Source organism: Photobacterium sp. DNB23_23_1 (assembly GCF_052873815.1).
Map to the genome: position 1 here is coordinate 77655 of NZ_JBNNXT010000016.1, position 25013 is coordinate 102667.

Annotated in this window: 21 protein-coding genes; 14 read left to right on the forward strand and 7 right to left on the reverse strand. The window is 47.9% G+C overall.

Going from position 1 to position 25013, the window contains the following annotated elements; translation table 11 throughout:
- Positions 1 to 3: 3 nt before the first annotated feature.
- From fliS to ACVA53_RS12320, 7 genes are read left to right on the forward strand one after another with little or no spacing between them, the layout of a single operon-like run.
- Positions 4 to 399, forward strand: coding sequence for a flagellar export chaperone FliS (gene fliS / locus ACVA53_RS12290; protein ID WP_446505263.1), 396 nt, complete (start codon positions 4 to 6; stop codon positions 397 to 399).
- Positions 389 to 703, forward strand: coding sequence for a hypothetical protein (locus ACVA53_RS12295; RefSeq protein WP_446505264.1), 315 nt, complete (start codon positions 389 to 391; stop codon positions 701 to 703). The genes fliS and ACVA53_RS12295 overlap by 11 nt, the downstream gene beginning before the upstream one ends.
- Positions 700 to 1791, forward strand: coding sequence for a flagellar hook-length control protein FliK (locus ACVA53_RS12300; RefSeq protein ID WP_446505265.1), 1092 nt, complete (start codon positions 700 to 702; stop codon positions 1789 to 1791). Before ACVA53_RS12295 ends, ACVA53_RS12300 begins: the two co-directional genes overlap by 4 nt.
- Before the next feature lie 11 nt (positions 1792 to 1802).
- The gene (locus ACVA53_RS12305) at positions 1803 to 2270 is read left to right on the forward strand and encodes a flagellar basal body-associated FliL family protein (protein WP_446505266.1); all 468 of its coding nucleotides are present in this window, start codon (positions 1803 to 1805) and stop codon (positions 2268 to 2270) included.
- A 12-nt stretch (positions 2271 to 2282) separates the two neighbouring features.
- Positions 2283 to 3017, forward strand: a complete 735-nt coding sequence (locus ACVA53_RS12310) for a FliA/WhiG family RNA polymerase sigma factor (protein WP_446505267.1) — start codon at positions 2283 to 2285, stop codon at positions 3015 to 3017.
- A 10-nt stretch (positions 3018 to 3027) separates the two neighbouring features.
- The gene (gene motA / locus ACVA53_RS12315; protein ID WP_446505268.1) at positions 3028 to 3885 is read left to right on the forward strand and encodes a flagellar motor stator protein MotA; all 858 of its coding nucleotides are present in this window, start codon (positions 3028 to 3030) and stop codon (positions 3883 to 3885) included.
- The gene (locus ACVA53_RS12320) at positions 3882 to 4853 is read left to right on the forward strand and encodes a flagellar motor protein MotB (RefSeq protein WP_446505269.1); all 972 of its coding nucleotides are present in this window, start codon (positions 3882 to 3884) and stop codon (positions 4851 to 4853) included. The genes motA and ACVA53_RS12320 overlap by 4 nt, the downstream gene beginning before the upstream one ends.
- 414 nt (positions 4854 to 5267) lie before the next feature.
- Here the strand turns inward: ACVA53_RS12320 and ACVA53_RS12325 are convergent, their stop codons facing one another.
- Together ACVA53_RS12325 and ACVA53_RS12330 are read right to left on the reverse strand one after the other, a co-directional pair.
- Positions 5268 to 6800 (reverse strand): hypothetical protein, encoded by a 1533-nt coding sequence (locus tag ACVA53_RS12325; RefSeq protein ID WP_446505270.1) that lies wholly within the window; start codon positions 6798 to 6800, stop codon positions 5268 to 5270.
- A gap of 114 nt (positions 6801 to 6914) precedes the next feature.
- Positions 6915 to 7460: a CBS domain-containing protein gene (locus ACVA53_RS12330; RefSeq protein WP_255041050.1), complete on the reverse strand. Its 546-nt coding sequence runs from the start codon at positions 7458 to 7460 to the stop codon at positions 6915 to 6917.
- 615 nt (positions 7461 to 8075) lie between these two features.
- Between ACVA53_RS12330 and ACVA53_RS12335 the strand changes: the two genes are divergently transcribed.
- The gene (locus tag ACVA53_RS12335) at positions 8076 to 8984 is read left to right on the forward strand and encodes a LysR substrate-binding domain-containing protein (protein ID WP_255041051.1); all 909 of its coding nucleotides are present in this window, start codon (positions 8076 to 8078) and stop codon (positions 8982 to 8984) included.
- Between the two features lie 277 nt (positions 8985 to 9261).
- On the opposite strand, the gene pflA is transcribed toward ACVA53_RS12335, so the two are convergent.
- From pflA to ycaO, 4 genes are all read right to left on the reverse strand, one after another.
- Entirely contained in the window at positions 9262 to 10005 is a 744-nt protein-coding gene (gene pflA, locus ACVA53_RS12340; protein WP_255041052.1) for a pyruvate formate lyase 1-activating protein, read from the reverse strand.
- Between the two features lie 248 nt (positions 10006 to 10253).
- On the reverse strand, positions 10254 to 12530 hold the full coding sequence (pflB, locus tag ACVA53_RS12345; protein WP_446505271.1) for a formate C-acetyltransferase: 2277 nt from the start codon (positions 12528 to 12530) through the stop codon (positions 10254 to 10256).
- 205 nt (positions 12531 to 12735) lie between these two features.
- Positions 12736 to 14250, reverse strand: coding sequence for a DUF3360 family protein (locus tag ACVA53_RS12350; protein WP_255041054.1), 1515 nt, complete (start codon positions 14248 to 14250; stop codon positions 12736 to 12738).
- A gap of 516 nt (positions 14251 to 14766) precedes the next feature.
- Positions 14767 to 16524, reverse strand: coding sequence for a 30S ribosomal protein S12 methylthiotransferase accessory factor YcaO (gene ycaO, locus ACVA53_RS12355; RefSeq protein WP_446505272.1), 1758 nt, complete (start codon positions 16522 to 16524; stop codon positions 14767 to 14769).
- Positions 16525 to 16903: 379 nt separating this feature from the next.
- Here ycaO and ACVA53_RS12360 point away from each other — a divergent pair, with 379 nt between their 5' ends.
- Entirely contained in the window at positions 16904 to 18259 is a 1356-nt protein-coding gene (locus tag ACVA53_RS12360; protein ID WP_446505273.1) for a M20 family metallopeptidase, read from the forward strand.
- Complete coding sequence (locus ACVA53_RS12365) at positions 18256 to 19737, forward strand: YfcC family protein (protein WP_446505274.1); 1482 nt, start codon at positions 18256 to 18258, stop codon at positions 19735 to 19737. Before ACVA53_RS12360 ends, ACVA53_RS12365 begins: the two co-directional genes overlap by 4 nt.
- A 72-nt stretch (positions 19738 to 19809) precedes the next feature.
- Here ACVA53_RS12365 and ACVA53_RS12370 read toward each other — a convergent pair whose 3' ends face one another.
- The gene (locus tag ACVA53_RS12370) at positions 19810 to 21339 is read right to left on the reverse strand and encodes an ABC transporter substrate-binding protein (protein ID WP_446505275.1); all 1530 of its coding nucleotides are present in this window, start codon (positions 21337 to 21339) and stop codon (positions 19810 to 19812) included.
- A 487-nt stretch (positions 21340 to 21826) separates the two neighbouring features.
- Between ACVA53_RS12370 and ACVA53_RS12375 the strand changes: the two genes are divergently transcribed.
- The 4 genes from ACVA53_RS12375 (at position 21827) to ACVA53_RS12390 (ending at position 25007) form a co-directional block, all read left to right on the forward strand.
- Positions 21827 to 22597 carry an ABC transporter ATP-binding protein gene (locus ACVA53_RS12375; RefSeq protein WP_255041059.1) on the forward strand — a complete coding sequence of 257 codons (771 nt, stop codon included), beginning with the start codon at positions 21827 to 21829 and terminating at the stop codon, positions 22595 to 22597.
- A gap of 134 nt (positions 22598 to 22731) precedes the next feature.
- Positions 22732 to 23508, forward strand: coding sequence for an ABC transporter substrate-binding protein (locus ACVA53_RS12380; RefSeq protein ID WP_255041060.1), 777 nt, complete (start codon positions 22732 to 22734; stop codon positions 23506 to 23508).
- Positions 23509 to 23586: 78 nt separating this feature from the next.
- On the forward strand, positions 23587 to 24327 hold the full coding sequence (locus ACVA53_RS12385; RefSeq protein WP_255041061.1) for an ABC transporter permease: 741 nt from the start codon (positions 23587 to 23589) through the stop codon (positions 24325 to 24327).
- A 2-nt stretch (positions 24328 to 24329) separates the two neighbouring features.
- Positions 24330 to 25007 (forward strand): ABC transporter permease, encoded by a 678-nt coding sequence (locus ACVA53_RS12390; protein ID WP_255041062.1) that lies wholly within the window; start codon positions 24330 to 24332, stop codon positions 25005 to 25007.
- Positions 25008 to 25013 lie beyond the last annotated feature (6 nt).

The window sequence follows — 25013 nt, forward strand, 5'->3', positions numbered from 1 at the left end:
CAAATGTTAATGGATGATTCTGGTTTCGAGGCGTACCAGCAAGTCGATGTAGAAGCACAAGCAGCGGCAGCGAGCCCTTATCAGTTGGTACTGATGTTGGTTGACGGTTTTATGGATAATTTAACCCGCGCCGAAGGCCATATGGTAGCCAACCGCTTGAAGGAAAAAGGGGAATCTATCGGTAAGTGTATCGACATTATCGGTGGCCTGAATAGTGCGTTGGATATGCGTCAAGGTGGCGAACTCGCACAGCAGATGAACCAGCTTTACGATTTTTGCAGCATGAAATTGTTTGAAGCCAGCGTCCATAACGATGCGGACAAATTGGCGGAAGTACGTTCTGTGATGGGGAATATTCAAGAGGGCTGGCATAACTTCGGGGTAACCCATGAAAGTTAACACGACCCAGATCAGGCAACTCACCGTGCAGCTTAACCAGAGCTACAAGCGCAAAGAGTGGCAGGCTGTGCGTAAAATAGACAAAGAAATCTACAGCATGCTGGCTGACTTAAAAGCCCAGCCAGCCGTTGCCGAGTCACTACGCCGCGACATCCTTCAGCTTAAAAAGGTGCATTTAGCCGCCATGACGGCGTGCGAAATGGAAAAAGAACACCTCGGACAGATGTTGGCAAAGTTCCAGAATCAGCGTGAAGGGGTATCGGAATACCAGCAGGTCGAAATGGCTGGAGGCTTTATTCGATGAGCCATATTTCGATGTCACAGCCACATGGGAACGCGCAAGCCACAACGGCACGTCCAACACCGGTACAAACCGGTGACGGTGGCTCTTGGTTTGACAGTTTTGCAGCATTGCTTGGCCTAGATACTGGGGCTGAACTGGCCACGGCTGAGGTGTCCGGCGAGTCGGAGAATAACCCATATTGGTTCGATCTCTATGAGCAGCTTAAAGGGCTGGCAGAGGGTGAAGATTGGGTGTTCAGCAGCGCCCATCCGTTTATGGAACAGTTGCCGCCGGAAGGGCAGTTCCGCCTGATCAATATTACCAATGAACTCAGTAGTGATGTTCGTGAGCAATTGCTAGGCATGATGCGCAGTGCTGACGGCCTGCAAAGTGTATCGGTGCAGTTGGGGCAGACGCAGCCCGGGATCCCACATTACCTAGCGGCTAATGGCAGTGCCCAGGGCGAGTCTTTGTCGTTCGACCAAGCGATTGAGCGGGTGATTTCCAATGCGATGACGCCAGTCAGGCAGGAAACTACTAACCCTGTGTTACTTCAACAACTCGCGCAGGCAAGCAGTTTTACGACCTTATCATTGCAAGACTCTCCTAATGCAGCCCCACTGCCTGCAGATGCCCAATCCAACCACGTAACGGCTTCTCGTGCTGAATGGGCGCCCGTCAAAATGGCGGAAAACCAGCAGCAATGGGGACAGCAACTGGTGTCGGTACTTAAAGATCGGGTGCAGATGCATCTTAACCAAGATGTCCAGCATGCTCGTATCCGTCTCGACCCGCCTCATCTTGGCAGCTTAGAGCTGTCGGTCAAGGTGGAAAACAACAAGGTTCAGGTACATATCGCTGCCACAGACCCTGCATTGCGCGAGGCCGCGCAGCAGGGCGCCGAGCGTTTGCGCGCCGAGCTTGAAGGCAAGCAACTCGCGGGCGCGATGGTCGATGTTGATGTGAGTGACCAATCACAGCAGCAAGCATTTGAACAACAGGATGATATGTCTTTGGCAATTCAGCCCGTGGTTGAAGAGTCAGACTGGCATGAATCAATCGATCTCTTATTAAAGACGGATCAATATCGTCTCACTCGTATGGTGTAAGGAAAATAATAATGGCTAGAACAAACGTAATGAGCACGAAAGTTATTCTGACGGCACTTGCTGCCTCGGTGCTTATTGCCCTCTCATCGATTGCAACGTACGCGTTTATCGTTAATGACAGCTCATCTGAGTATAGCGTTTTTGCCCGAAAGGACGCGGATAGCCGTGCTCATTTCATGAACCTTGATAAGTTTGTCATTACCATTGATGGTGAAGAGCGCACTCACTACCTGATGCTGGAATTGGCGCTGAAGACGAACTCGGCCAAGGCGCATGATCAGCTGATTGAGTTCAAGCCGCTGGCGCGTAATGTCCTGCTTAAAATGTTTAGCCAAAGTACCTTCGAAGAGTTGCGTCAAATGAATGAAATCGATCGGTTGCAAACAGAGGTTTTAGGGCAGCTTCGTCAGGTAATGGCAGTAAATGGATATGCCTACCAGATTGAAGAAGCGTTGTTTACCAAGCTCGTGCTGCAGTAAAGGAAGGGAATCATGTTAGAAGCACAGCAATTACCGTTTGAGGATGAGTATGCCCAGTGGCAAACGAAGACCTCACAGAATAATGAAGAGCAGGTCTTGCGCCAGCACTTGAAGTTGGTGAAGCGTATTGTTCAACAGCTCCATCACCATGCATCGGGCTGTATGGGGCTGGATGATATGGAGCAAATTGGTTTGCTTGGCTTGCTTGAAGCAACTCGCCGTTATGGTGAAATGGATGAGAATTTCCGCTTCTTTGCTGCCCGCCGTGTTCGTGGGGCCATTTTAGATGAGTTACGCCGTCGCGACTGGCGCCCGCGTCAGCTACGCCAACAAGTCCATGAACTTAATAAAGTATCCAAGTTGTTGACCAAGCAGTTGAAGCGCCATCCGAACGAACATGAATTGGCGAAAGCAATGCAAATCAGCTTGGAGGAGTGCCACCGTCTGCTCTACGCCGCTCAGGCGGAGGAGCTGTATAGCTTAGAGCAGTTATTTGAATCAGACAGCTCCAGTGTCGATTTTGGTCAGAGTGACAGTAATCTTCAGCACTTGATCAACGATGATCTGCTTAAGCATGTGTTGTCTCAATTGCCGAAGCGTGAACAGCTCATCTTGGATTTTTACTACCAGAAGGAGCTTAGCTTGAAGGAAATCGCCATTGTGGTTGGCCTGAGCGAAGCGAGGATCTGCCAGCTTCATAAGCAGGCCATTAAACAAATGAACGCCATGATTAAGAGCGTGATGTAGGAGAAAGGTTATGCAAAAAATTATTGGTATCTTAATCATTATTATCTGTGTGTTCGGTGGCTTTGTGTTTGCGGGGGGATACCTCGGTACCATGTGGCAACCTGCAGAGCTGATGATCATTTTGGGCGCCGGTGCCGGTGCTCTGGCTATCGGTAACCCGCACCATGTGATCGTTGAAATGTGGCATCAGACCCGTGGCATCATGACCAAGCGCGATGAGCGCAAACTTTATCGCGAGCTACTTTCATTGATGTACCACTTGCTGGAGCAGGTACGTCAAAACGGTATGCGAGTGCTTGATGAACATATTGAAGAGCCGCACCAGAGCAGCTTGTTCCTGATCTACCCGGAAGTATTGGAGTACCCGAAGCTGGTTACTTTTATAACCGATAACTTCCGTTTGATGGCGATGGGTAAAATTACTGCCCATGAGCTGGAAAGTATGCTGGAGCTAGAAATCGAAGCGATCGAAGAAGATCTGATGGAACCGTCGCACTCTATGCACCGGGTTGCCGAAGCAATGCCAGGTTTTGGTATTTTGGCGGCAGTAATGGGGATTGTGATCACCATGACCAATATCGATGGGGATATGGCGCAAATCGGCATCAGTGTCGCCCATGCTTTGGTGGGTACCTTCCTCGGTATTTTCTTCTGTTACTGTGTGTTTGACCCGATTAGTACTGCCATGGCCAATCAGGTAAAGCGTGAGCTGTCTGCATTTGAGTGTGTAAAAGCCATGATGGTGAGTTACACCGCCGGTAAACCAACGCTGGTTGCTGCGGACTCGGGCCGTAAGTTGATGTTACTTGATGTGAAACCGACCTTTGCTGAAATGGAAGGCTGGGTAACGCAGCAGGTATTCCAATGATGAAGGGCAATACTGCAGATACAGTTATCATAAAAAAGCGCCGTAGCCGTGGTCATGCGGCTCGCCATGGCGGGGCGTGGAAAGTCGCCTTTGCCGACTTCACCTTGGCGATGATGGCATTTTTTATGGTGATGTGGGTGTTGCAGGTGACCACTGAAGATGAAAAGCAGCGCATTGTTGGTCGCCTCAGTGGCCAGCAACAGCTGCTGGCGCATGATGGCTTGTTTGTGGAGAACAGTCCGTTTGCGGTTGATTTTGGTGGAAAGGCATTGCCAGGCTTGCAGAGCCAGCAACCGAGTAATCCTCAGAACTTGGGTAACTCACTGACTATCAATGTGGTTGATGGCGATGGTGATAATTTTGGTGGGCTGGGAGAAGACGGGCCTTCACTTGTCCCTGGGCGCTATGAAAGCCATGAGCAGATGGTTGTACTGGGCGAGTACTTGAAAGATGTCAGTGAATTCCTTTCTGCTAGTAACCAACTATCGGTGGAAGTAGTACCGCAAGGGCTTCGGGTCCTGGTCAATGACGATAATGAAAAGCCGATGTTCAAACTGGGTGGGGCAGAGCTCACACCGTTTTTTGAGGATCTTCTGCTAGCGATTGCACCAACGTTTGCCACCATTGAAAACCCGATTATGATTTCTGGCCATGCTGATGCCAGTGGTTTTAGCCGTCGTTCAAGAGGTAATAACTGGGCCTTGTCTGGTGAGCGCGCACAAAAAGCGAGGGAAGTGCTGGAGTATGGCGGTATGCCAAGCGAGCGAGTCGCCCAAGTCACCGCAATGTCCGATACTATGCTGCTTGATGAAGATGCACCCTATAGCCATTTGAATCGTCGTATCGAGATCTTAGTGTTAACCTCGGATACAGAAGAGCAGCTACAGCAGTTGTTTGGCCGAGACACTGGTGAGTCATCACTGGAAGCGGCTAAGCAAGCCGCGTATGCCAACCAGCCAGTGAGCTGACCTTTAAATCAGGTTCCAACGTCAGCGTGCTAGGTGACGATAAAAGCCTGCCCATAATATTATGGGCAGGCTTTTTTTATAGATGCTCTGCTTTAAGTAATACCAATTTGGATAAGCAGTTGATCAAGTATTTGCACTGGAAAAATCGTTGTTATCAAGGCAGATATTGCAGTAACGAGTGGTGCTAATTACAAAACATTTAACATAGATAGCAGCGATTTTAACCAGTAAAACTGATCAAATATTTATGTAGGTTGGTATAAGGCTGTTGAGTGCCCTTGGATACGATACATAGACTGATGAGTCTGCAGAGATGTTATATCACTTAAAAAGAAAGGGGGCTGATATGAAATCAGTCCCCTCTATGTTTCATTGAATCCGTTAAGCTAAACTCGCCAGACTCATAGACCCATGTTAAATCATTAAGGTCGAAGAAATAACGCCGATCAAGCCAGCACTTGCCAGTACCGTCACTGCTTTCTCTGCCATTTTACCGTTGCTTTCAGCAGCTTTGCCGAACATAGCGAACACAAATGGGTGTACCAGGAAGGTCATTGCAAAAGTAAAGGTGATAAGGCTTGCCGCTGTCGCGCCAAACATACCTTCTTGTACTGCGGCAAACAGACCGAAGTGAGAAAGACCGGAAGCGGCAGACATCGATGCATGCTCAAGTGACATACCGGCTACGCTTAGCAGCGTGAAGCTACCGAAGACAGCCATGATCTGCCAACCAAGTGAGAATAACATTAGGCCTTTAACTTCTGTTTTTTCACAACCGTTGGCCGAACGTAGGCTTTTCAGTGCGAGGATAACAAACGCTGCGCCAGCTAGAATCAGTGGTAACGTCCAGCCAACCATTAGCGCTCCGCGCTCGGCACTTGCCGCCAAAATCGTAAATACGAAGATGTGACCGGCAAACGGAATGTTGATCATAATCGGAGCACGAGAAGCCGCTGTGCGACCGAAGTCACCCGCAGTACATGCGCCAGTTAGACCTGAGTGAGACAAGCCTCCTGCCAGACCCGGTGCCAGATTACGTAAATGGTTAGATTTGCCGACAAAGATTAGCAGCGCAAGGCCACCGAACATCCAGAAAATCTGACCGGAGAAACCGTACACGATAACACTCTGAAGACCAGGGATACCGAAGGCTTCAACCATGTGAGAGCCACCAACTAGGAAGCTACCAGATAGCACCAGTGGGATACCCGCAAATAGCAGTGCGTTCATTGTCGGGCCATGCTTCCATTTTGGAAGTGCCGCACCCAAGCCTGAAGACAGAATCATGGCAAAGAAGATCTGCGGTAGACCAATAATTGACGAAATCGTAGTAGCTAGCCATAGCGAGACGTTCAACACCACAATAATCGCAATAACTTCCAGTAGGCCTTTACGGATGTATTGTGCTTTGTTGGAGATCACTGCTTTACGATCAACGAGGATAAACGCCAGTGCCAAACAGATGTAAGAAAGAAGTAAGAACGAGTCTCCCATTGCAAAATCTGCGGTACGGCCTGAAATCAGAACATCTGCAGTTTGAATACCAATGAGCAATAGGAAAGCACGAATAATGTACGTTAATTGCGTACTGCTTGTACCCAATACCACTTCCTGAGCGGAAGGGGCAAAAAAGTCACACTCTTCATTAAAGTCTTGTTTTGAAAGCAGGCGTCTAATTTCCTGTCCACCAACGAAGAATGAGGCGATCAATGCAATTACGGTTGTCTGGCCAATCAATGCAACAACAGGGAACTGTTCTAGTCCCGGTGTCGCCATACCGCTGTGTACCAATAGTGAGCCTAAAGCTAGACCGAACACAACGATAACTAACAATGATGAATACTTCGTACCAGCAACGATGGTACGGGCAACCAATACCATAATTGTTAAAGCGGCTATCGCGATAACAAAATGGTTAAAAGCAAAAAGGTGGGAAACTTGTTCCATTTTAACTCCAATAACTCTTACGATCAGCTCACAGGGGCGCCTCATGCATTAGATACATGATGTTCCAATAATGGTGTTAGGCAGGCTGTGGGCGAGTGACTTGTTTGTTACTAATTAGGTAACAACCTGTGGGGCAACATTTCCAGCGACTGGCGCTGGTGTCGTCGCATCATTAAATAGGGCGCGCAGGGCTTTTAATACTTCCTGGCGAGATACCACACCGACATATTTACCGTCTTCTAAAACAGGTAGAATTTGTGGCTTGTTAACCTTGATTGATTTAGCACGCTCTTCAAGCGACAAGGTTGTCATTTGCGTTGCATAGCCCATCGCGGTTGTTGGGTATAGCTGCTCTTTGTCCAGAGCCAGGAACTCAAGTGCATCAGTCAAGCGATCTTCGATATCCATGGTAACCAAATCTGTCTTCATTAGGTTTCCGACCGTTACATCCTCATCAGGAATGTAGTCTTGGCACCACATTTCTACCATGATGTCGTGGGCAGATAGGAAACCAACTAGGTTGCCGTTTGCGTCACAAACTGGTGCACCGTTAATGCGGTTTTTAGACAACACATCGATAGCTGAAGGTAAACTTGTTTCAATACTCAACGTCGGGGCTTGCGTATCTACAATGTCTTTCACTGTAAGTAAAGCGCTCATAACAATCTCCTAAAATCAAAATCAACACTGTTGCAGTAACTCGCTAAGAGTCATTGCACAATGGCCCATTAATCTGTTGACGGGAATGTTACCCAGCACCGGCGCATTAGTAAAATTGATTTTACTGAGGTTGTCATTCAGTTTTTCTGATACTTTGTTTGAAAATGTTTCAGGGAATGTTTTGAGATAGGCCGCATAAATTTAGGTGATAAAGGAATAGGAAGGGGAAATTTTCAATTTTATTAACCACCTAGCGGAGGTGGTTGTTTTGGTCTATTTTGTTTTAAGCGTATAAGTATTGTTGATGTGGTTTTGAATACTGATAAATTTAAATGATTTAGAATATTATCCTTAAATGAAGGGGGAGTGGAAATACTGCGCGAACAGGCATTTGCTTACAGTTTTTCGAGTATTTACTGGGATGTAGTCGCTGATGTGCATACGACATACATTACCCAACTGTTAAAACTTGATACAATATTGACTGAGTTTATATAGTAATCAAATTAATTGATTTGCAGAAACACCCAAGAGCTAGGTACATAGAGCAGTCATTTGGGTATAGAAGTTACTTTACCGGCGCTGAGCCCACCCGTTGTAAATCTAGGAGTATAAGTGCGCTATTCGTTGAAACAGTTATCAGTGTTTGATGCGGTTGCTGAATTGGGCAGTGTAAGCCAAGCTGCTGAAAGGTTGGGCGTTACCCAGTCTGCTGCCAGTATGTCACTCAGTCAATTAGAAAAACTACTAGGACGCGATCTTTTCGTACGCCAGGGTAAGGATATGCGCTTGAGCCATTGGGGCAACTGGTTGCGACCAAAGGCGCGGCGATTATTGCAAGATGCCGAGCAGATTGAAGCGGGCTTTTACGATCAACACCTTTTCAGCGGCAGTATCAGTATTGGTGCCAGCCAAACACCGGCAGAGCACTTGGTTCCAGAGCTTATCAGTATTCTTGATACTGATTTTCCAGAAGTCAGGACGGGGATGGATGTCAAAAGTAGTCAGGGTGTCATTGAAGGGGTTCTGAACTACAAATACGACATCGGCATTATCGAAGGCCGTTGTGATGACAACCGTACCCACCAGGAAGAGTGGTGTCGTGACCACCTCGTTGTTGTCAGTGCCTCTCATCACCCTTTTGCTAAGAACTCTCGAGTTAGCCTGGCACAATTGGAGCAAGCACAGTGGGTACTGCGTGAGGGGGGGGCCGGTACACGGGCGATTTTTGAAAGCGCGATGGTACCATTGATCCCTGATTTGGATGTGTGGCGTGAATACTCCCATGTACCCGTGATCCGGACTATGGTCGCGAACGGTCATTACCTAACCTGCTTGCCTTATTTGGATGTTGCTCCGTATATTGAACGTGGAGAATTGGTCGCCTTGAATGTCCCTGAATTAAAAATGGATCGGGCGATTTCGTTTATTTGGCGCAAGGAAATGGGTGATCACCCGCTACTGGAGTGTATTAAACGTGAAGGGCACCGAATGATGAAAAACCATAAACTTAAGATTTCTTAAGACGTGCTTTTGCCGAGTTAGGAAGAGGTATGAAGGTGGTATTGCTTATAAGGTAGTGATACCACCTTTTTATTTATATGCCACTTGGTTCATTTTTATTGATAATATGCATCTAATTAACTCATCGGTTAATTGCAGCCATAATCAAATCTTTTTCTTTGCCGAAATAAACTATCAGTATTTCTGATGATTGTTCTATTTTATTCACTAATAGTGATAGGTTAATAAAAAAGGAGAACTGAGGTTCTCCTTAATCACTTTGTTGAAAAAAACGATATTAATAAATCACTCTAGCCGCTGTGTAGCTGCTGATGATCTCTTTGACTTTTTCCATCACTTCTTTTGATGGTGGCTTAACACCTGTCAGTTGGTAATCAAAGCCCATTGCTTCCCATTTGTGCTCACCGAGTTGGTGGTAAGGAAGAAGCTCGACTTTTTCGATGTTGTCCATATCTTTGATGAAGTCACCCAGTAGGTGAGCAGAGCGTTCATCGTCAGTATATCCAGGTACAACAACATAACGGATCCAGGTTTTTTGGCCGCGTTGGTGCAGGTAACGGGCAAAGTCCAATACACGCTTGTTGGGCACGCCAACCAGGTTTTGGTGGATGCTGTCATCCAATTGCTTAAGGTCAAGCATCACTAAGTCAGAAGCGTCGAGCACTTCATCAACCACGTCTGTGTGTTTGCGGATATAGCCGTTGGTATCTAGGCAGGTGTGAATACCTTCGGCTTGTGCTGCGCGGAAGAAGTCACGAACAAACTCTGGCTGCAACATGGCTTCGCCACCAGAAGCGGTGACACCACCACCGGATGATTTCATGAAGAAGCGGTATGACTTAGCTTCATTGATCAGCTCTTCAACAGTGATTTCCTTGCCGTCATGGAGATCCCAGGTATCACGGTTATGGCAATATTGGCAGCGCATAAGGCAGCCTTGCATGAACACGATGAAACGAATTCCGGGACCGTCGACAGTACCGCAGGACTCAAAAGAGTGGATTCGACCTTTTACTGACATTACTTAGCTTCTCCGCTTGGGGGCGTGTTTTACCTGTCATTTTATTACAAAAAAGGCGTTCAAAATAGCGAAAAAGCATCTAAAAGGTAAGGGTACTATTCGTTGTGTTATAAAGGCGTGGTTGTTTGGTTGGTGTTTTGTACGAAGAAGGGTAAGGGGCATCGCGGGAAAAAGGTATAAAAAAGCCGATCTTTGCAGATCGGCTTTTCTTCTCATTGCCTATGACAGCAATGGTCTAAGGCTCTAGATTATAGAGACTCAGTGAAAGTACGAGCGATAACGTCTTTCTGCTGTTCTGCAGTTAGAGAGTTAAAGCGTACAGCATAACCCGATACACGGATAGTTAGCTGTGGGTACTTCTCTGGGTGCTTAACAGCGTCTTCTAGCGTTTCGCGGTTAAGAACGTTAACGTTCAGGTGTTGACCACCTTCAATGCCAGACTCGTGGTGGAAGTAACCATCCATAAGACCTGCAAGGTTAGAACGCTGAGTATCCTGCTCTTTACCCAGTGCGTTAGGTACGATAGAGAAGGTGTAAGAGATACCGTCTTTCGCATCAGCAAATGGTAGTTTACCAACTGAAGTTAGAGAGGCTACAGCACCTTTCTCATCACGACCGTGCATTGGGTTAGCACCTGGTGCGAATGGAGCACCTGCTTGACGACCGTCAGGCGTGTTACCCGTCTTCTTACCGTATACCACGTTTGAAGTGATAGTCAGGATAGACTGAGTAGGAACCGCATCACGGTAAGTCTTAAGCTTACGGATCTTGTTCATGAAGCTAGAAACAAGTTCACAAGCGATGTCATCAACGCGAGCGTCGTTGTTACCGAACTTCGGATAGTCGCCTTCGATAGCGAAGTCGATTGCGATACCGTCTTCGTCACGTACTGGCTTAACTTTAGCGTACTTGATAGCAGCTAGTGAGTCAGCAGCAACAGAAAGACCAGCGATACCACAAGCCATAGTACGTTTAACGTCACGGTCGTGTAGAGCCATAAGCGCTGCTTCGTAGCTGTACTTGTCGTGTGAGTAGTGGATTGCGTTTAGTGCAGTCACGTACTGAGTTGCTAGCCAGTCCATTAGGCTGTCTAGGCCTGCGTATACTTTGTCGAAGTCTAGAACTTCGTCAAGCATTGGCTCTGCCTTAGGACCAACCTGAATTTTCAGCTTCTCGTCCACACCACCGTTGATTACGTATAGTAGTGTTTTAGCAAGGTTTGCACGTGCGCCGAAGAACTGCATGTGCTTACCGATAACCATTGGTGATACACAACAAGCGATAGCGTAGTCATCGTTGTCGAAATCAGGACGCATTAGGTCGTCGTTTTCGTACTGGATAGAAGAAGTATCGATAGATACTTTCGCACAGAAACGCTTGAAGCCGTCAGGTAGCTGCTCAGACCATAGAACAGTGATGTTCGGCTCTGGAGAAGGACCCATAGTGTATAGCGTGTTTAGGAAACGGAAGTTAGTACGCGATACTAGCGTACGACCGTCAACACCCATACCACCCATAGATTCTGTTGCCCAGATTGGGTCGCCAGAGAATAGCTCATCGTACTCAGGAGTACGTAGGAAACGAACCATACGTAGTTTCATTACGAAGTGGTCGATCATTTCCTGAGCTTGAACCTCAGTGATCTTACCTGCCGCGATATCACGTTCGATGTAGATATCTAGGAAAGTAGACGTACGGCCTAGAGACATTGCCGCGCCGTTCTGAGATTTAACTGCTGCTAGGTAGCCGAAGTATAGCCACTGGATAGCTTCTTGTGCGTTAGTAGCAGGTTGAGAGATGTCACAGCCGTATTTAGCTGCCATTTCTTTCATTTGACCTAGTGCACGGTGCTGCTCTTGAATTTCTTCACGAAGCTGCATAGTCATCTGTAGGTCATCGCCCTTCTCTAGCTTCTCTTGTAGAGAGTGGAATTGAGCAACTTTTTCCTTGATTAGGAAGTCGATTCCGTAAAGAGCAACACGACGGTAGTCACCGATGATACGGCCACGACCGTATGCATCAGGAAGACCAGTTAGAACACCAGACTTACGACACTTAAGGATGTCTGGAGAGTAAACGTCGAAAACGCCTTGGTTGTGCGTTTTACGGTACTCAGAGAAGATCTTAGATACTTGTGGATCAAGAGTACGGCCGTACGCTTTACAAGAACCTTCGATCATGCGCACGCCGCCGTTAGGCATGATTGCACGCTTAAGAGGCGCTTCAGTCTGAAGACCAACGATAGTCTCTAGATCTTTGTTGATGTAACCTGCGTCGTGAGCAGTGATGGTAGAGACAAGAGAAGTATCAAAATCAACAGGAGCGTGAGTGCTGTTTTCTTGCTTGATACCTTCCATTACTTGATCCCAAAGCTTGTTAGTTGCTTCAGTACCTTCAGTAACTAGGAAAGACTCATCACCCTCATATGGAGTGTAGTTTTTCTGGATAAAGTCGCGAACGTTAACGTCGTTCTGCCATTCGCCTGCAGCGAACCCTTCCCAAGCTTTAGCAAATTGCTCTGCCATGACATACCTACCTTTTTAGTAGAAAAAACACGTACTGCGCTGGCTGTTGAGCCAGCCATCACCAAATGGTGAACAGCACACTTTATATATACAATAATACGGATAACCAAAAAGCGTGTCAGGATAGTGACCGTTTGATTATTCGTATTAGTGCTATCGACACTAATGGAGTAGGGCAGTGCATGCACTGCCCTGTATACCTTTCTTACAGTAGCGCTGGAATACCGTATTGGCCTTCAAGCATACCTACTGCCAGCATCGCAACCAAACAAATGATTAGCGCGCCTGCTGGAATGATGATTTTATCGACAATTGACAGCTTAGCTGCACGTTCTTTGTTACCGATAAGACCATTGTTGTCTAGCAGCATGGTTAGTGCCCATGCTAGAACAGGGTTAGCAACGATTGCTGCGAACACACAGATACCAGCAGCCTGTGAGTCTTTGGTGTCTTTCACCATCTGAACACCGGCTTCAAGAAGCGGCAGGAATACACCTACAAGCAGTGCGATACGCATTACTGGTGGCCATACTGCTACATCCATTGGGAAACCAAGGATCGCGACGATGATACACATCACACCCAGTAGAATCGCACCTGCTGGAATTGGACGCTTCGCAATACCAGCTGGGATAATATACGTACCCCAAGATGACGTGATGTTACAACCACCGACCGCTGTACCTACCATCTGGCGTAGTGAACAAGTTGTCATGGTGTCATCAACGTCCATCAGAACGCGATCAGTGCCTTTCGGGTAGTTCAGCTCTTGGAAGATACGGTGACCCAAGAAATCTGGTGACCACATAGCTACAGCAAGAATCGCAAACGGCAGAGAGGCAATGAATTGCTCAAGACCTGGCAGGCCAAGCATCCAACCCTGCTCTGTGCTACCCCACCAGTACACTGGGTTTAGGTTAGGCAAACCTGTTTCGGTTTCGAATACTAGGTCAAAGCCCGCACCAAGTGCAAGGGAAACCAGCAATCCGGTTATTGCACAGGCTGGGATCGCCAGCCAACGCTTGTTTACTTTGGCTAGGTAGGCGTAAAGAATAATGTTTACAGCCAGTACCACCAAGCCGATATACCCGAGGCTGCCTTGTGCAACATCCGCACTCTGCAGGCCAACAGCCCAAGACTGGATATCGCTGATCTGGCTCATCGCACCGGTAAAACCGAGGAAGATGAGTAGGCCACCGGCAACCCCCTCACTGGTGAGGTTAACCAGCTTCGAGCCACCCTTGAAGTAACTCAGCAATAGGCCGAAGACACCAATAAGGATAGCGAGCGCAAGTGGGTGGGCACCAGCCAAAGCAATGGTACCGATCAACGGGATCATTGGGCCGTGGTTACCCGCCAAGTTGGCGCGTGGGTTAAAAAATCCCGAGGCAAGGATACAAAAAAGAAGGGCCGGGATTAGCATTTCAACACGGGCGACTTCGATAGCAAATGTTTTGCCAAGCTCCACGTGATCCCAAGCTGCAGTCAGGCCATCAGCCCAAGACATCGCAACTGATGAGTACATCGCGATAATTGCAATCGTACCCGCTAGCGCAGGAACCAGATCTTCAAGCTCAAAACGGAAGTCACGGCCAGGAAGGTTTAGCTTCCAGCGGCGCGGTTTCATGATTTTCAGCTCATGATCAAGATAGTCGGAACGACTAGCGAAGTCAGATGCAGGGCGGTGTAGCTCCTGATAACTTCTTTCTTGTGATGACATAAGTGCCTCGTTCTACATTAAAAAATAATTATTATTTATATTGTTGGTTGAAACTTCCCCAACAAATCTGCCTATTGTTTGTATCTAAGCCAAGCAGTTGTTAAGTGTAATTTAATTTCACCAAATTTGGCTGCAGTGTACCGCTTGTCCAGTTAAATGGAATTGATCTCGATCACTCTCGCTAAAATTTTGTAAGTAAATCACCAAAAAAAATTGAGTGAAAAGAAAGTTTGTTGCGAACCATGAAAGAACATTTATAACAAAAGTAAAGTTATGTAATGCCGTTCTGGTCGTGTTTTTTGTTATATAACATTGTTTTTATTGTGGTTATTGGCCTGCGCGGTGTTTTGTGCGGGCTACATAGATGTTACCTAAAAAGTAGCAGCTAAGTAAAAGCATTTTGTATAATGCATTCAACTTTTTTTGAATGAAATGAATAGGCGAAAGTGTAATCAAAGTACAAAATGAGCCCAGACTGATAGGGCATCAGTCTGGGCGCAATGCTACCATTTTAGCTTAGTTCTGCTTTTTTGCTGCTTGCAGCTTATGGTAAGACTGCAGTAGCTGTTGGTGAGTCGGGAACTGCCTCATGGTCAAATCGCCAGCCGTTAGGCCATGGAAGCGCACGCTACCTTCTATGGAGCCCCAAGCGGCTGCAACAACCTCTGCGCCGAACGTACGCTCGAAATCAGCTTTTAACGTGGCGGGATCATGCTCTTCGTCCAAAGCTAGCTTCAAGCTGTCGACTAGGCAGCGAAAGAAATTGGTACGATCAGCGCTGTATGTCGAGGCATTGAACCCAATGCTCCACTCAGCGTATTCCAGCGCCAACTCAAGATCGCCGCCAGCCAGGGCGATTAAACATTTCAGTTCGCCGACTCGCAGGGTTTGCCACGCACTACCGGTATCGGTCGCCATACCAAGCATTGTCGGTAGCAATGTGTTGTCGTCGAACTCTTCTTCGGCAATATGGAACATTTCGGCATATTGCTCAGCATCCCATTCGATACTCGGTAATGCCAATAGCACCTCACGTAGCTCCAAGGCCACATTGTTGTTGGCTTCAATCAGCTCTTCTACTGGGGATACTTCAGACCAGCCCGGTACGATGATACGGCAGCAATCAACACCGAGGTGGTCGTAATCAGCGATGTAGATATCGGCACCTTCAGCGTGCAATAAGCCTACCAAATGAGTGAAGTGCTCTTCAGAGGTACCCTTGATGTTCCAGTCGGCGAAATCAAAGTCTGGTTCAGGTTGGAACAATAGCGGTGAAACTAAGTTTGCTGATTCCGCTAACGGGTTTTCCGGAGAATAATCAGTATTGGTTGCTGAAGCTTCGGCACAAGGTGCAAGGAGTGCATGAAGTTCATCAAGGCTTCTGCCTTGCAAGAGCTCGGTCATTGCACGCTCGACAGCGACCTCGAAACAAGGGTGAGCACCGAAAGATGCAAAACTCGCGCTATTGTCGGGGTTGGAGAGAACAACACAGACCACCGGGTACTTACCACCAAGGGAGGCATCGTAGCTGTTGACTCGGAACCCTTTCGCCTTGAGTGCGTCAATTGATTGCTGGATTTTGGCAAAACGGCTAATTACAGGTTCTGGGATTTCTGGCAGGCTGATTTGCTTATCAATTACGCGGTTTTTGATTTTACGTTCGATGATCTCGGATAGGGCCTGAGTACGGGCTTCGAACTGAGTATTACCCGCGGACATACCACTGGATGCATACAAGTTGCCGATGATATTGACCGGCATGTAGATTGTTTGCTTGTCGCTTTGGCGTTCGAGAGGCAGGGTACAGATCCCTCGTTCCATGTTGCTTGACTGTAGATCGATCAGATCGGTGCCCAATAGTTCAAGGGTGGGATCGTAAAACTGGGTCAGGCGCTCGTCTAAGATCGCTTCCGGAGGCAAGTTTTCCTCAAGATCGATGGGGAACCACTTTTCGTTCGGGTAATGAACGAACTCGTTATTGGCAATCGCTTCGCCCAAATAGTAATCGTTGTAGAAGTCGTTGGTTGCCAGACGCGTGAGGTAGTCGCCAAGAGCTGACGCCAGAGCTGACTTTTGACTTGTTCCCTTACCGTGGCTGACATTCATCGGTGCATCTATATCGCGGATCTGTACAGACCATATATTGGGGAGCGGGTTGTGCCACGAGGCACTTTCAATGCTGTCAATATTGAAGCCAAGCGCTTGGAGTTGAGTTTGGAAACGCTCAATGGTTTCTTCTAGCGTGGCGTCTTTACCGGTTATAAATGTTGTCATTATCGATCTCGTCACAAGACAGGAGGTTGAATGGCGCGAAGTATAACTAATTATGAACAAGTTGCCTAAATGTGGCCGGATTAGGCACGCGGTTCAATTCGGTACCTGCCCTAAACGAACATATTGATGAAAGGCCAAATAGTGCTAATTGAAGTCACTGGGGGATGGAAACATTTTGTCGATATTTTGACCGCAGTCCCATATTGTGCGGGCGACCAGTGAAAGTAGTCACAGATATTCCCTATTGCTTGTAGCAGAATGAATTGGTCAGACGAGTTCTAACTAACTAATAATTCTGATTTAAAATAGATATTCACTACTTATGTCGGTGGGCGTTCACCTATGCAGACAAAAGTAGATGGAATCAAAGAGGGATACGATGAAAGCAACAATAGCATCAAATATCGACGCGCTGCGTGATGACTATATTGCCGCAGTGACGCGATTGGTGGCGATACCCAGTGTGTATCAGGAGGATGATAGTGGTAAGCCGTTTGGCAAGCCTATTGACGACTGCCTGGATGAAACACTGAAGTTATGCCATGACCTTGGGTTTGCCATCTATAAGGATCACAAAGGATATTACGGCTATGCCGAGATCGGTGATGGCGAGCAAATGATAGGGGTGTTGGGCCATTTGGATGTGGTACCAACCGGTGATATGTCGGCTTGGCATTCTGATCCGTTTAGCCCGGAAATCCGCGACGGTCGTTTATATGGCCGCGGAACCCAAGACGACAAAGGGCCAGCGCTGGCTGCTATTTATGCAGTAAAAGCCCTGATTGATAGCGGTGTGGTGTTGAATAAACGCATCCGCTTCATTTTTGGCACCGATGAAGAAACCTTGTGGCGCTGTATCGACCGCTATTTAGCAAAAGAAGAAGTGCCAAGCTGCGGCTTCACGCCAGACTCTGCCTTCCCGCTAATTCATGCTGAAAAAATGCTGATCCAATCTTGGCTTCATGGCCCGGGCGATGATCTGCTGTCGCTTGATTGTGGTGGTGCCCTGAATGCAGTGCCGGAACTGGCCAAATATGAAGGTCCGTTATGGGATGAATTAGCCGCCAAGCTTGATGAGCTGGGCTATGACTTTACCGCAGAAGATGCTGAAGTCACGGTGTTTGGCAAGGCCGCGCACTCTGCTGCCAGCGATACCAAAGGGGTCAACGCGATTGCCCGCCTGTGTTTGGCACTAAGCCGTATTGGGGTGACGCACCCTGTGATCAAATTTGTTGCCGAGCAGGTAGGTGAAGATGCCAATGCCAAAGAGATTTTCGGCCCGCTCGAGGATGTCAGTGGCCGCTTGACCTTCAACGTTGCCCAGCTTGAACTCAGCGAGCAGGCAAGCAAGCTCGGGATTGATATCCGAGTGCCGGTTTCATTCGAAAAAAACGACTTCGATAATGATATTCAGGCGGTGGCTGAGCAGTATGGTTTGCGCTACGAGGAATTTGATGTGCTACCTTCCTTGTATATGCCTGCAGAAAGCCCGGTGATCCAAACGCTGATGAAGGCTTACCAAGAAATCAGCGGAGATATGGACAGCGAGCCGATGACATCCGGTGGGGCAACGTATGCCCGTGCGATACCAAATTGTGTGGCCTATGGGGCGATTTTCCCTGGCCGCGACAAAGTAGAGCACATGCCGAATGAATATTTGATTATTGATGACATGCTCAAAGCCATGAATGTGTATGCCAACGCGATTTATCAGCTGCAGGGAGTAAAGCTATGACCACGACTATAGAGGCTGGCAAAATGAAACGTTATTTCAAAATGCCGACTGTTTATACCATCCTTTTTTCCATTATTGCCCTTGTTGCCTTGCTGACATGGATCATGCCAGCGGGTAAGTATGATTACATCGTCAATGGGACCGATGTGGTGATCCCGGCGGCTGAAGTGCTGGATTACGACGGCGGTGAGCGGTTACTTCCTATTCCCGGTACCTACCAAGAACTGGAGTCATCGCCACAGGGATTCATTGATATCCTGATGGCCCCGATAAAGGGCTTCCACAAGGCGGTTGATGTTGCGCTGTTTGTATTGGTGATCGGTGGTTTCCTTGCCGTGACCATGCGCACCGGTGCGATGGACTCCGGTGTGGCTGCGATTGTCCGTAAGTTCCGTGGCCGTGAACAGATGATGATCCCGGTATTGATCACCTTGTTTGCACTCGGTGGTTCTACCTATGGGATGGCGGAAGAAACCGTGGCCTTCTGGGCGGTGATCCTGCCTGTCATGGCAGTGGCGGGCTACGACCGCATGGTAGCTGCTGGGATCATCCTGTTGGGCTCCGGGGTCGGGGTCTTGGCTTCGACGGTGAACCCATTTGCGACCGGTATTGCTTCAGGTTTCGCTGGCTTGCCAATCGGTGACGGTATCGTACTTCGTGTGGTGCAACTCGCCATTTTGATTGTGTTGGCATCCTGGTACGTAATGCGTTATGCCTCGAAGGTTAAAGCGGATAAAGCCAACTCGGTGCTGGCGGATATTGAGTTTAACGACGAATTTTCCCATGTGAGTGAAGATACCGGCGAGTTCACCACTAAGCAGAAGTGGACCATGGGGATCTTCTTCGGTGCTTTCTTGGTGATGATCTACGGTGTTATTCCATGGGAAGACATGGGGATTACCGCGATTCCAACCCTGTGGTGGTGGTTCGATGAACTGTCGACCCTGTTTTTGGCGTCAGCAATCTTGATTGCGATCATCAACCGTATGCCTGAAGGGGACTTCATCAGGACCTTTATCGAAGGGGCTAAAGATCTGATCGGTGTTGCACTCGTGGTCGCTGTTGCCCGTGGTATCTATGTGGTGATGGATAACGGTGTGATCATCGATACTATTCTTAACTGGGCGGAAGGTGTGGTGACCGGCCTGTCATCCGGTGTCTTTGTGGTCGTGACTTACTTCGTCCATATTGTCCTGAGCTTCTTCATTCCATCGACCTCAGGCTTGGCGACAGTATCTATGCCGCTAATGGCACCGCTGGCAGACTTCTCGGGTATCGGCCGTGATTTGATTATCACAGCTTACCAGTCTGCGAGTGGTTGGATTAACATCTTCGCGCCAACGGCTGGTCACTTGGTTGCTGGTTTGGCGTTGGCGAAAATCCCTTACGAGCGCTTCCTTAAATGGGTGATGCCGTTTGTCGTTATGGTGTTGGTTGTTACTGTTGTGCTGCTGTTTGCAGGTGCTGCAATGGTGTAAGGGTGCATCCCACCGAAGAAAAGCGAGCCTTCTGGCTCGCTTTTTTGATGCGGCATTTTAATCAAACTTGTATTACTCAGGCTCGGACACCTGTTTTTTAGGTCTCAAGGAGAGTACATGCAGCAGGCGCTCGGGCGCTTGTGGCCAGATCAACGGACTGGCAACTGGGTTCTCCTCGGTAAACCAGCCTTCGAAACGACGGGTATTGTACTGGTAGAACTCAACAGTGTTGTAAAGCGGAACAGTGACTTGCTGGTTGGCAATGATCTGGTTGAGTTCACGGATGATTTGGTGACGTTGCTGGTTGGTTGTCGCGATTGGAAATTGTGTCAGTAGCTTATCGACCCGTGGGTTTTGATAATAGTGCATTGCATAGCGCGGGTAGTGAGGGGCCTGATAGTTGCTGTTGAACGCCATATCAAAGTATTTGAATGGGGTCGGTCCCTGCGGATAGTTAGTGATCGCCAACTGGTAGTCTGCACGGGCGAGTCGGTCGTTGAACTCTAGGAAGTCAGCCTGAACAGAAGCTACCTTGATCCCGGCTTGGCGTAACATTTCACTGATCAACTGAGCGGTCGTATTAAAATCAGACCAACCCTTTGGCGTAATGATAGTCAGTGCCAATGGCTTGCCTCCCGGTAGTTCACGCCACCCGTCGCCATTGCTGTCGATTAGGTTGACTCGATCAAATAAATCTTTTGCCAGCATTGGATTATAGGAGACGTATGGTCGGTATTTTTCGGCGATGATAGGGTCTGCCCAGGAGCTGAAGCGTTCACTCATCCCTGAGGCATATCGGGGTGGCTCACCCTGTCCGAAGGCGGCAATGTCGATCAATAGCTGGCGCTGCAAAGTCATTGAGATAGCACGGCGAAATTCAACGCGGCTGAACAGATCACGCACATCAGGATCGGCAACCTTGAAGTTAAACATCAAGTTGACGTTGCTCGCGGGTGGTAGCCAGTACTTAAAGTCTGGTGAGTAGGACGCGTAGTGGCGCTCAATATCGGGAATGAAGCTGCCCGTCCAGTCGAATTCGCCCTTAGAAATTCTGGAAATGAAATCATCGTTGGTGGTGACTTTAGGGTAGCGTAAACAGTCGATGTTGAGTCTATCTGCTTGCCAATAGGCGGGATTAGCACACTGTAAGTAGCCGTTTTCATCCAGTGCCTGTATATCGGTAAAAGGGCCAGAGCCTACTGGGTCTGAATTGGTGAATTGGGCAAAATTGTCCACCAATTGCCACTGGTGCTTTGGCACGATAGGAAGAAGAACAAGGGTATAGGCAACGAGGGCATTAGGCTTTTTTAGTCGGAAATGTACCTCGTGTTCGCTGCGCTTTTCGATGGATTTCACCCACTGCCTAATGCCGTGTGAGTCAAGTTCTGGATATTTAAGCGCAATGGAAAACGAAAAAATGACGTCATCAGCACTGAATGGTTTTCCATCTGACCAGGTCACCCCTTCACGAAGCGAAAAACTGATCCCCATTAAATCCTTGTCAAGTTGGTATCCTGTTGCCAGACGGTACTCAGGCTTGTTGTTTTGCAGTGTGTTGAAGATAACCAAGGGCTCAAATATGAATTCATGCGTCGTAGGCATGCTTGCTTTGGAGAAGGGATTAAAGTTGGCAGTTATCGAATCTTTATACTCGGGCACTATGGTCAGAATTGTTACAGATTGTGGCTGGGATGCATGTGAATAGTTAAACGGAAAAAATGTGCTAAAAACAAGCAGTAACAGGCTGTATACGTAGCACGTCGACTGTGTTGGATTTGCTGTAATTATTGATTTATCAAACATATTTAGCCCGGCTATGTATTTTCCCACTTAAATTACCGCATGCTGATAAATAGTTCAATGTCGGTGAAATATACGTTAGTCGCTGTTTTATTCTTAAAATGTGACTGGTTATTCTTTCTTTGTGCTGGTTAATGAAATGTTGCCAAACTTTATTTCTAGTGATACCGTCGATGAAAGTGTTCGCAAAGCAGGTAATGTTTTGCCTTTTTTAGGCAGCGAGATCCCACTCATTAACAGATACAGTGAAGGGATATGGTAATTCACGGAGTAACAGGAGTTGGCGCACATGGCAGGTGAAGTGGCGCTTGATGTAAGGGATTTGCATAAGTCTTTTGGTCAGAACGAAGTCCTGAAAGGAATATCGTTAACGGCCCACCGTGGTGATGTAATTTCGATTATTGGCTCTTCCGGTTCGGGGAAGAGTACTTTTCTGCGTTGTATCAATCTACTCGAAACACCGACTCAGGGCGAGATCTGGGTTAACGGTGAACTGATTAAAATGAAAAATAATCGACAGGGAGAATTTCTTCCCGTTGATGAAAAACAAGTACAACGCATTCGATCTCGCCTTGCGATGGTCTTCCAAGGCTTTAACCTCTGGTCACATATGACTGTGCTGGGCAATGTTATCGAGGCCCCAGTGCATGTGTTGGGGGTGCCTAAAGCCGAGGCGATTGAGCGTGGTGAAGCTTTATTGAAAAAGGTTGGCCTTTATGAGCGCCGTAATTATTACCCAGGTCATTTATCGGGTGGACAGCAGCAACGTGCTGCGATTGCACGGGCACTGGCGGTAGACCCTGAGGTCATGCTATTCGATGAACCGACATCAGCCCTTGACCCTGAGTTGGTGGGTGAAGTGTTGGGGGTAATGCAAGACTTAGCACAAGAAGGCCGAACCATGCTGGTGGTTACCCACGAGATGGCCTTCGCTCGTGATGTATCTAATCAGGTGATGTTCCTGCATCAGGGGAAAGTGGAGGAGCAGGGCGATCCAGAAAAGCTATTTTCGAACCCTGAGTCGGAACGTCTCCAGCAGTTTATTTCATCGATTTATTAAGCAAGTATGCAACATGTAACTCATATAGCATCGAGTGACCCAAGGGGACCTGTTTGGGGATAGGAAACCATCGAGACTAAGGGCCACAAGTGAAGTGCAATACAACAAGACTAAAAGTACAGCAGGAGTAAATAATGAAAAAATGGATTTTGGCAGCAGCCGTAGTGACAGCATTGGGTACCACAGCGGTACAGGCAAAGGAGTGGAAAACGGTGCGTTTCGGCATTGAAGGTGCTTACCCTCCGTTTAGCTGGACCGAGCCAAATGGCGAGCTACGTGGTTTCGATGTGGATATGGCCAACGCGCTGTGTAAAGAGTTGGAAGCCGAATGTAAAATCGTAGCCCAAGACTGGGATGGCATTATTCCATCACTGCTGGCGCGTAAGTACGATGCCATTATCGCGGCTATGTCTATTACCGAAGAGCGTAAGAAGCGTATCGACTTTACTGGCAAGTATGCCCTTATTCCTAACAAGTTTGTTGCCAAGAAAGGGACTGATATCGACTTCACCAAAGAAGGCCTTAAAGGCGTTAAAGTGGGTGTCCAGCGGGCAACAACTCATGACAAATACCTAAGCGATAATTTTGATGGTTCAGTTGAGATTGTTCGCTACGGCTCATTTGACGACGCATACCTTGACCTGAAAGCTGGCCGTATTGCCACTGTGCTGGGTGATGCCTCTGCACTTGAAGAAGGCTTGTTAAACAAGCCGGGTGGTGACGGTTATGAGTTTATCGGTCCGTCTCTGACTGATCCTAAATGGTTCGGTGATGGTTTTGGTATTGCCGTTCGCAAGCAAGATAAAGATCTGACCAAGCAGCTTGATGAAGCTATCAAGTCACTCCGTGAGAAAGGAATTTATCAGCAGATCGCATCGAAGTACTTTGCTTACGATGTTTACGGTGAATAATCAGTAGAAATTGTGCTGTGATCCTGATGGCAAGCCCCTTCAGGATCACTCTCCTAAGCTGTAAGAAGGAGCTTCCTTTTGATTGATTTGAAAGGTTATGAATGGTCACTGGTGGAAGGGGCATGGCTTACCCTGCAAGTCGCTTTGTTATCACTGGTGTTGGCGATGGTTCTGGGCATGCTGGGCGCGTTGGCAAAGATATCGCCTTATCGCTGGGTGCGGGCCATTGCCACATTCTATACCACAGTGATCCGTGGCATTCCCGATCTGGTATTGATGATGCTGATCTTCTTTGGTGGCCAGATGTTGCTTAACGATAGCCTCTACCGGATCAATGAATTTATCAATGGTTATTTTACGTCTTCGGATCCAAACCATGAGTGGACCGCTTATCTACCCGATTATATTGAGATCAGCCCGTTTATAGCAGGGATCTTAACGATTGGTTTTATCTTCGGTGCTTACATGGCAGAGACTTTCCGTGGCGCGATTATGGCTGTCGATAAAGGGGAGCTCGAGGCCGGTAAAGCCTACGGTATGAGTGGTTTCCTTTCTTTTCGTCGTATCCTGTTACCGCAGATGGTTCGCCATGCCTTGCCGGGGTTTGGCAACAACTGGCTGGTACTTCTGAAAACTACGGCTCTTGTATCCGTAATTGGGCTTGATGATATGGTGCGCAAAGGCGCGCTGGCGGCAGGGACAACCCAGATGCCATTTACATTTTATATGTCAGTGGCGGTTATTTTCCTTCTCTTTACTTCGCTCTCGACCACTGGCCTAAAGTGGGCTGAGCGTCGATTTAGTATTCACACGAGGTAGGTATGGACTTTAGTATTCTGACTGACTCGTGGCCGATTTATTTGCAAGGGTTGTATACCACGGTATGGTTAGTGGCCGCTGCCTTGGTGATTGGCTTGGTGATTGCGATTCCGGTAGGGATCGCTCGTAACAGCAAGATGCCATTGATTTATCTTCCGGCCTGGGCATTTATCTATTTTTTCCGTGGCACCCCGTTGCTGATCCAGCTGTATTTGATTTACTACGGCTTGAGTCAATTGATCAATGTGCAAGGCACGATGTGGCAGGAGGCGTGGTTCTGTGCGCTGGTGGCTTTTGTGCTCAATACCGCAGCCTATACTGCAGAGATTGTCCGTGGTTCGATTAACAGTATGCCGAAAGGCGAAATTGAAGCCGCCAAGGCGTATGGTATGAGTCCCGCTCAGGCTTTCCGCCGGATCATTTTGCCAAGCTCGCTGCGACGTGCTTTGCCAGCTTACAGTAACGAAGTTATTTTCATGCTCCATGGCTCGGCTGTGGCTGGTATCGTGACGATTGTCGATCTCACTGGGGCGGCAAAAATTGTCAACTCCCGCTACTACGCACCGTTTGAGTCTTACCTGTTCGCCGGTATGTTTTATATGATACTGACGTTTATCATCCTATGGGGGTTCCGCAAGCTAGAGGGACGTTGGATGAGACATATGCGGCCATTGTCGTAGTGGTAG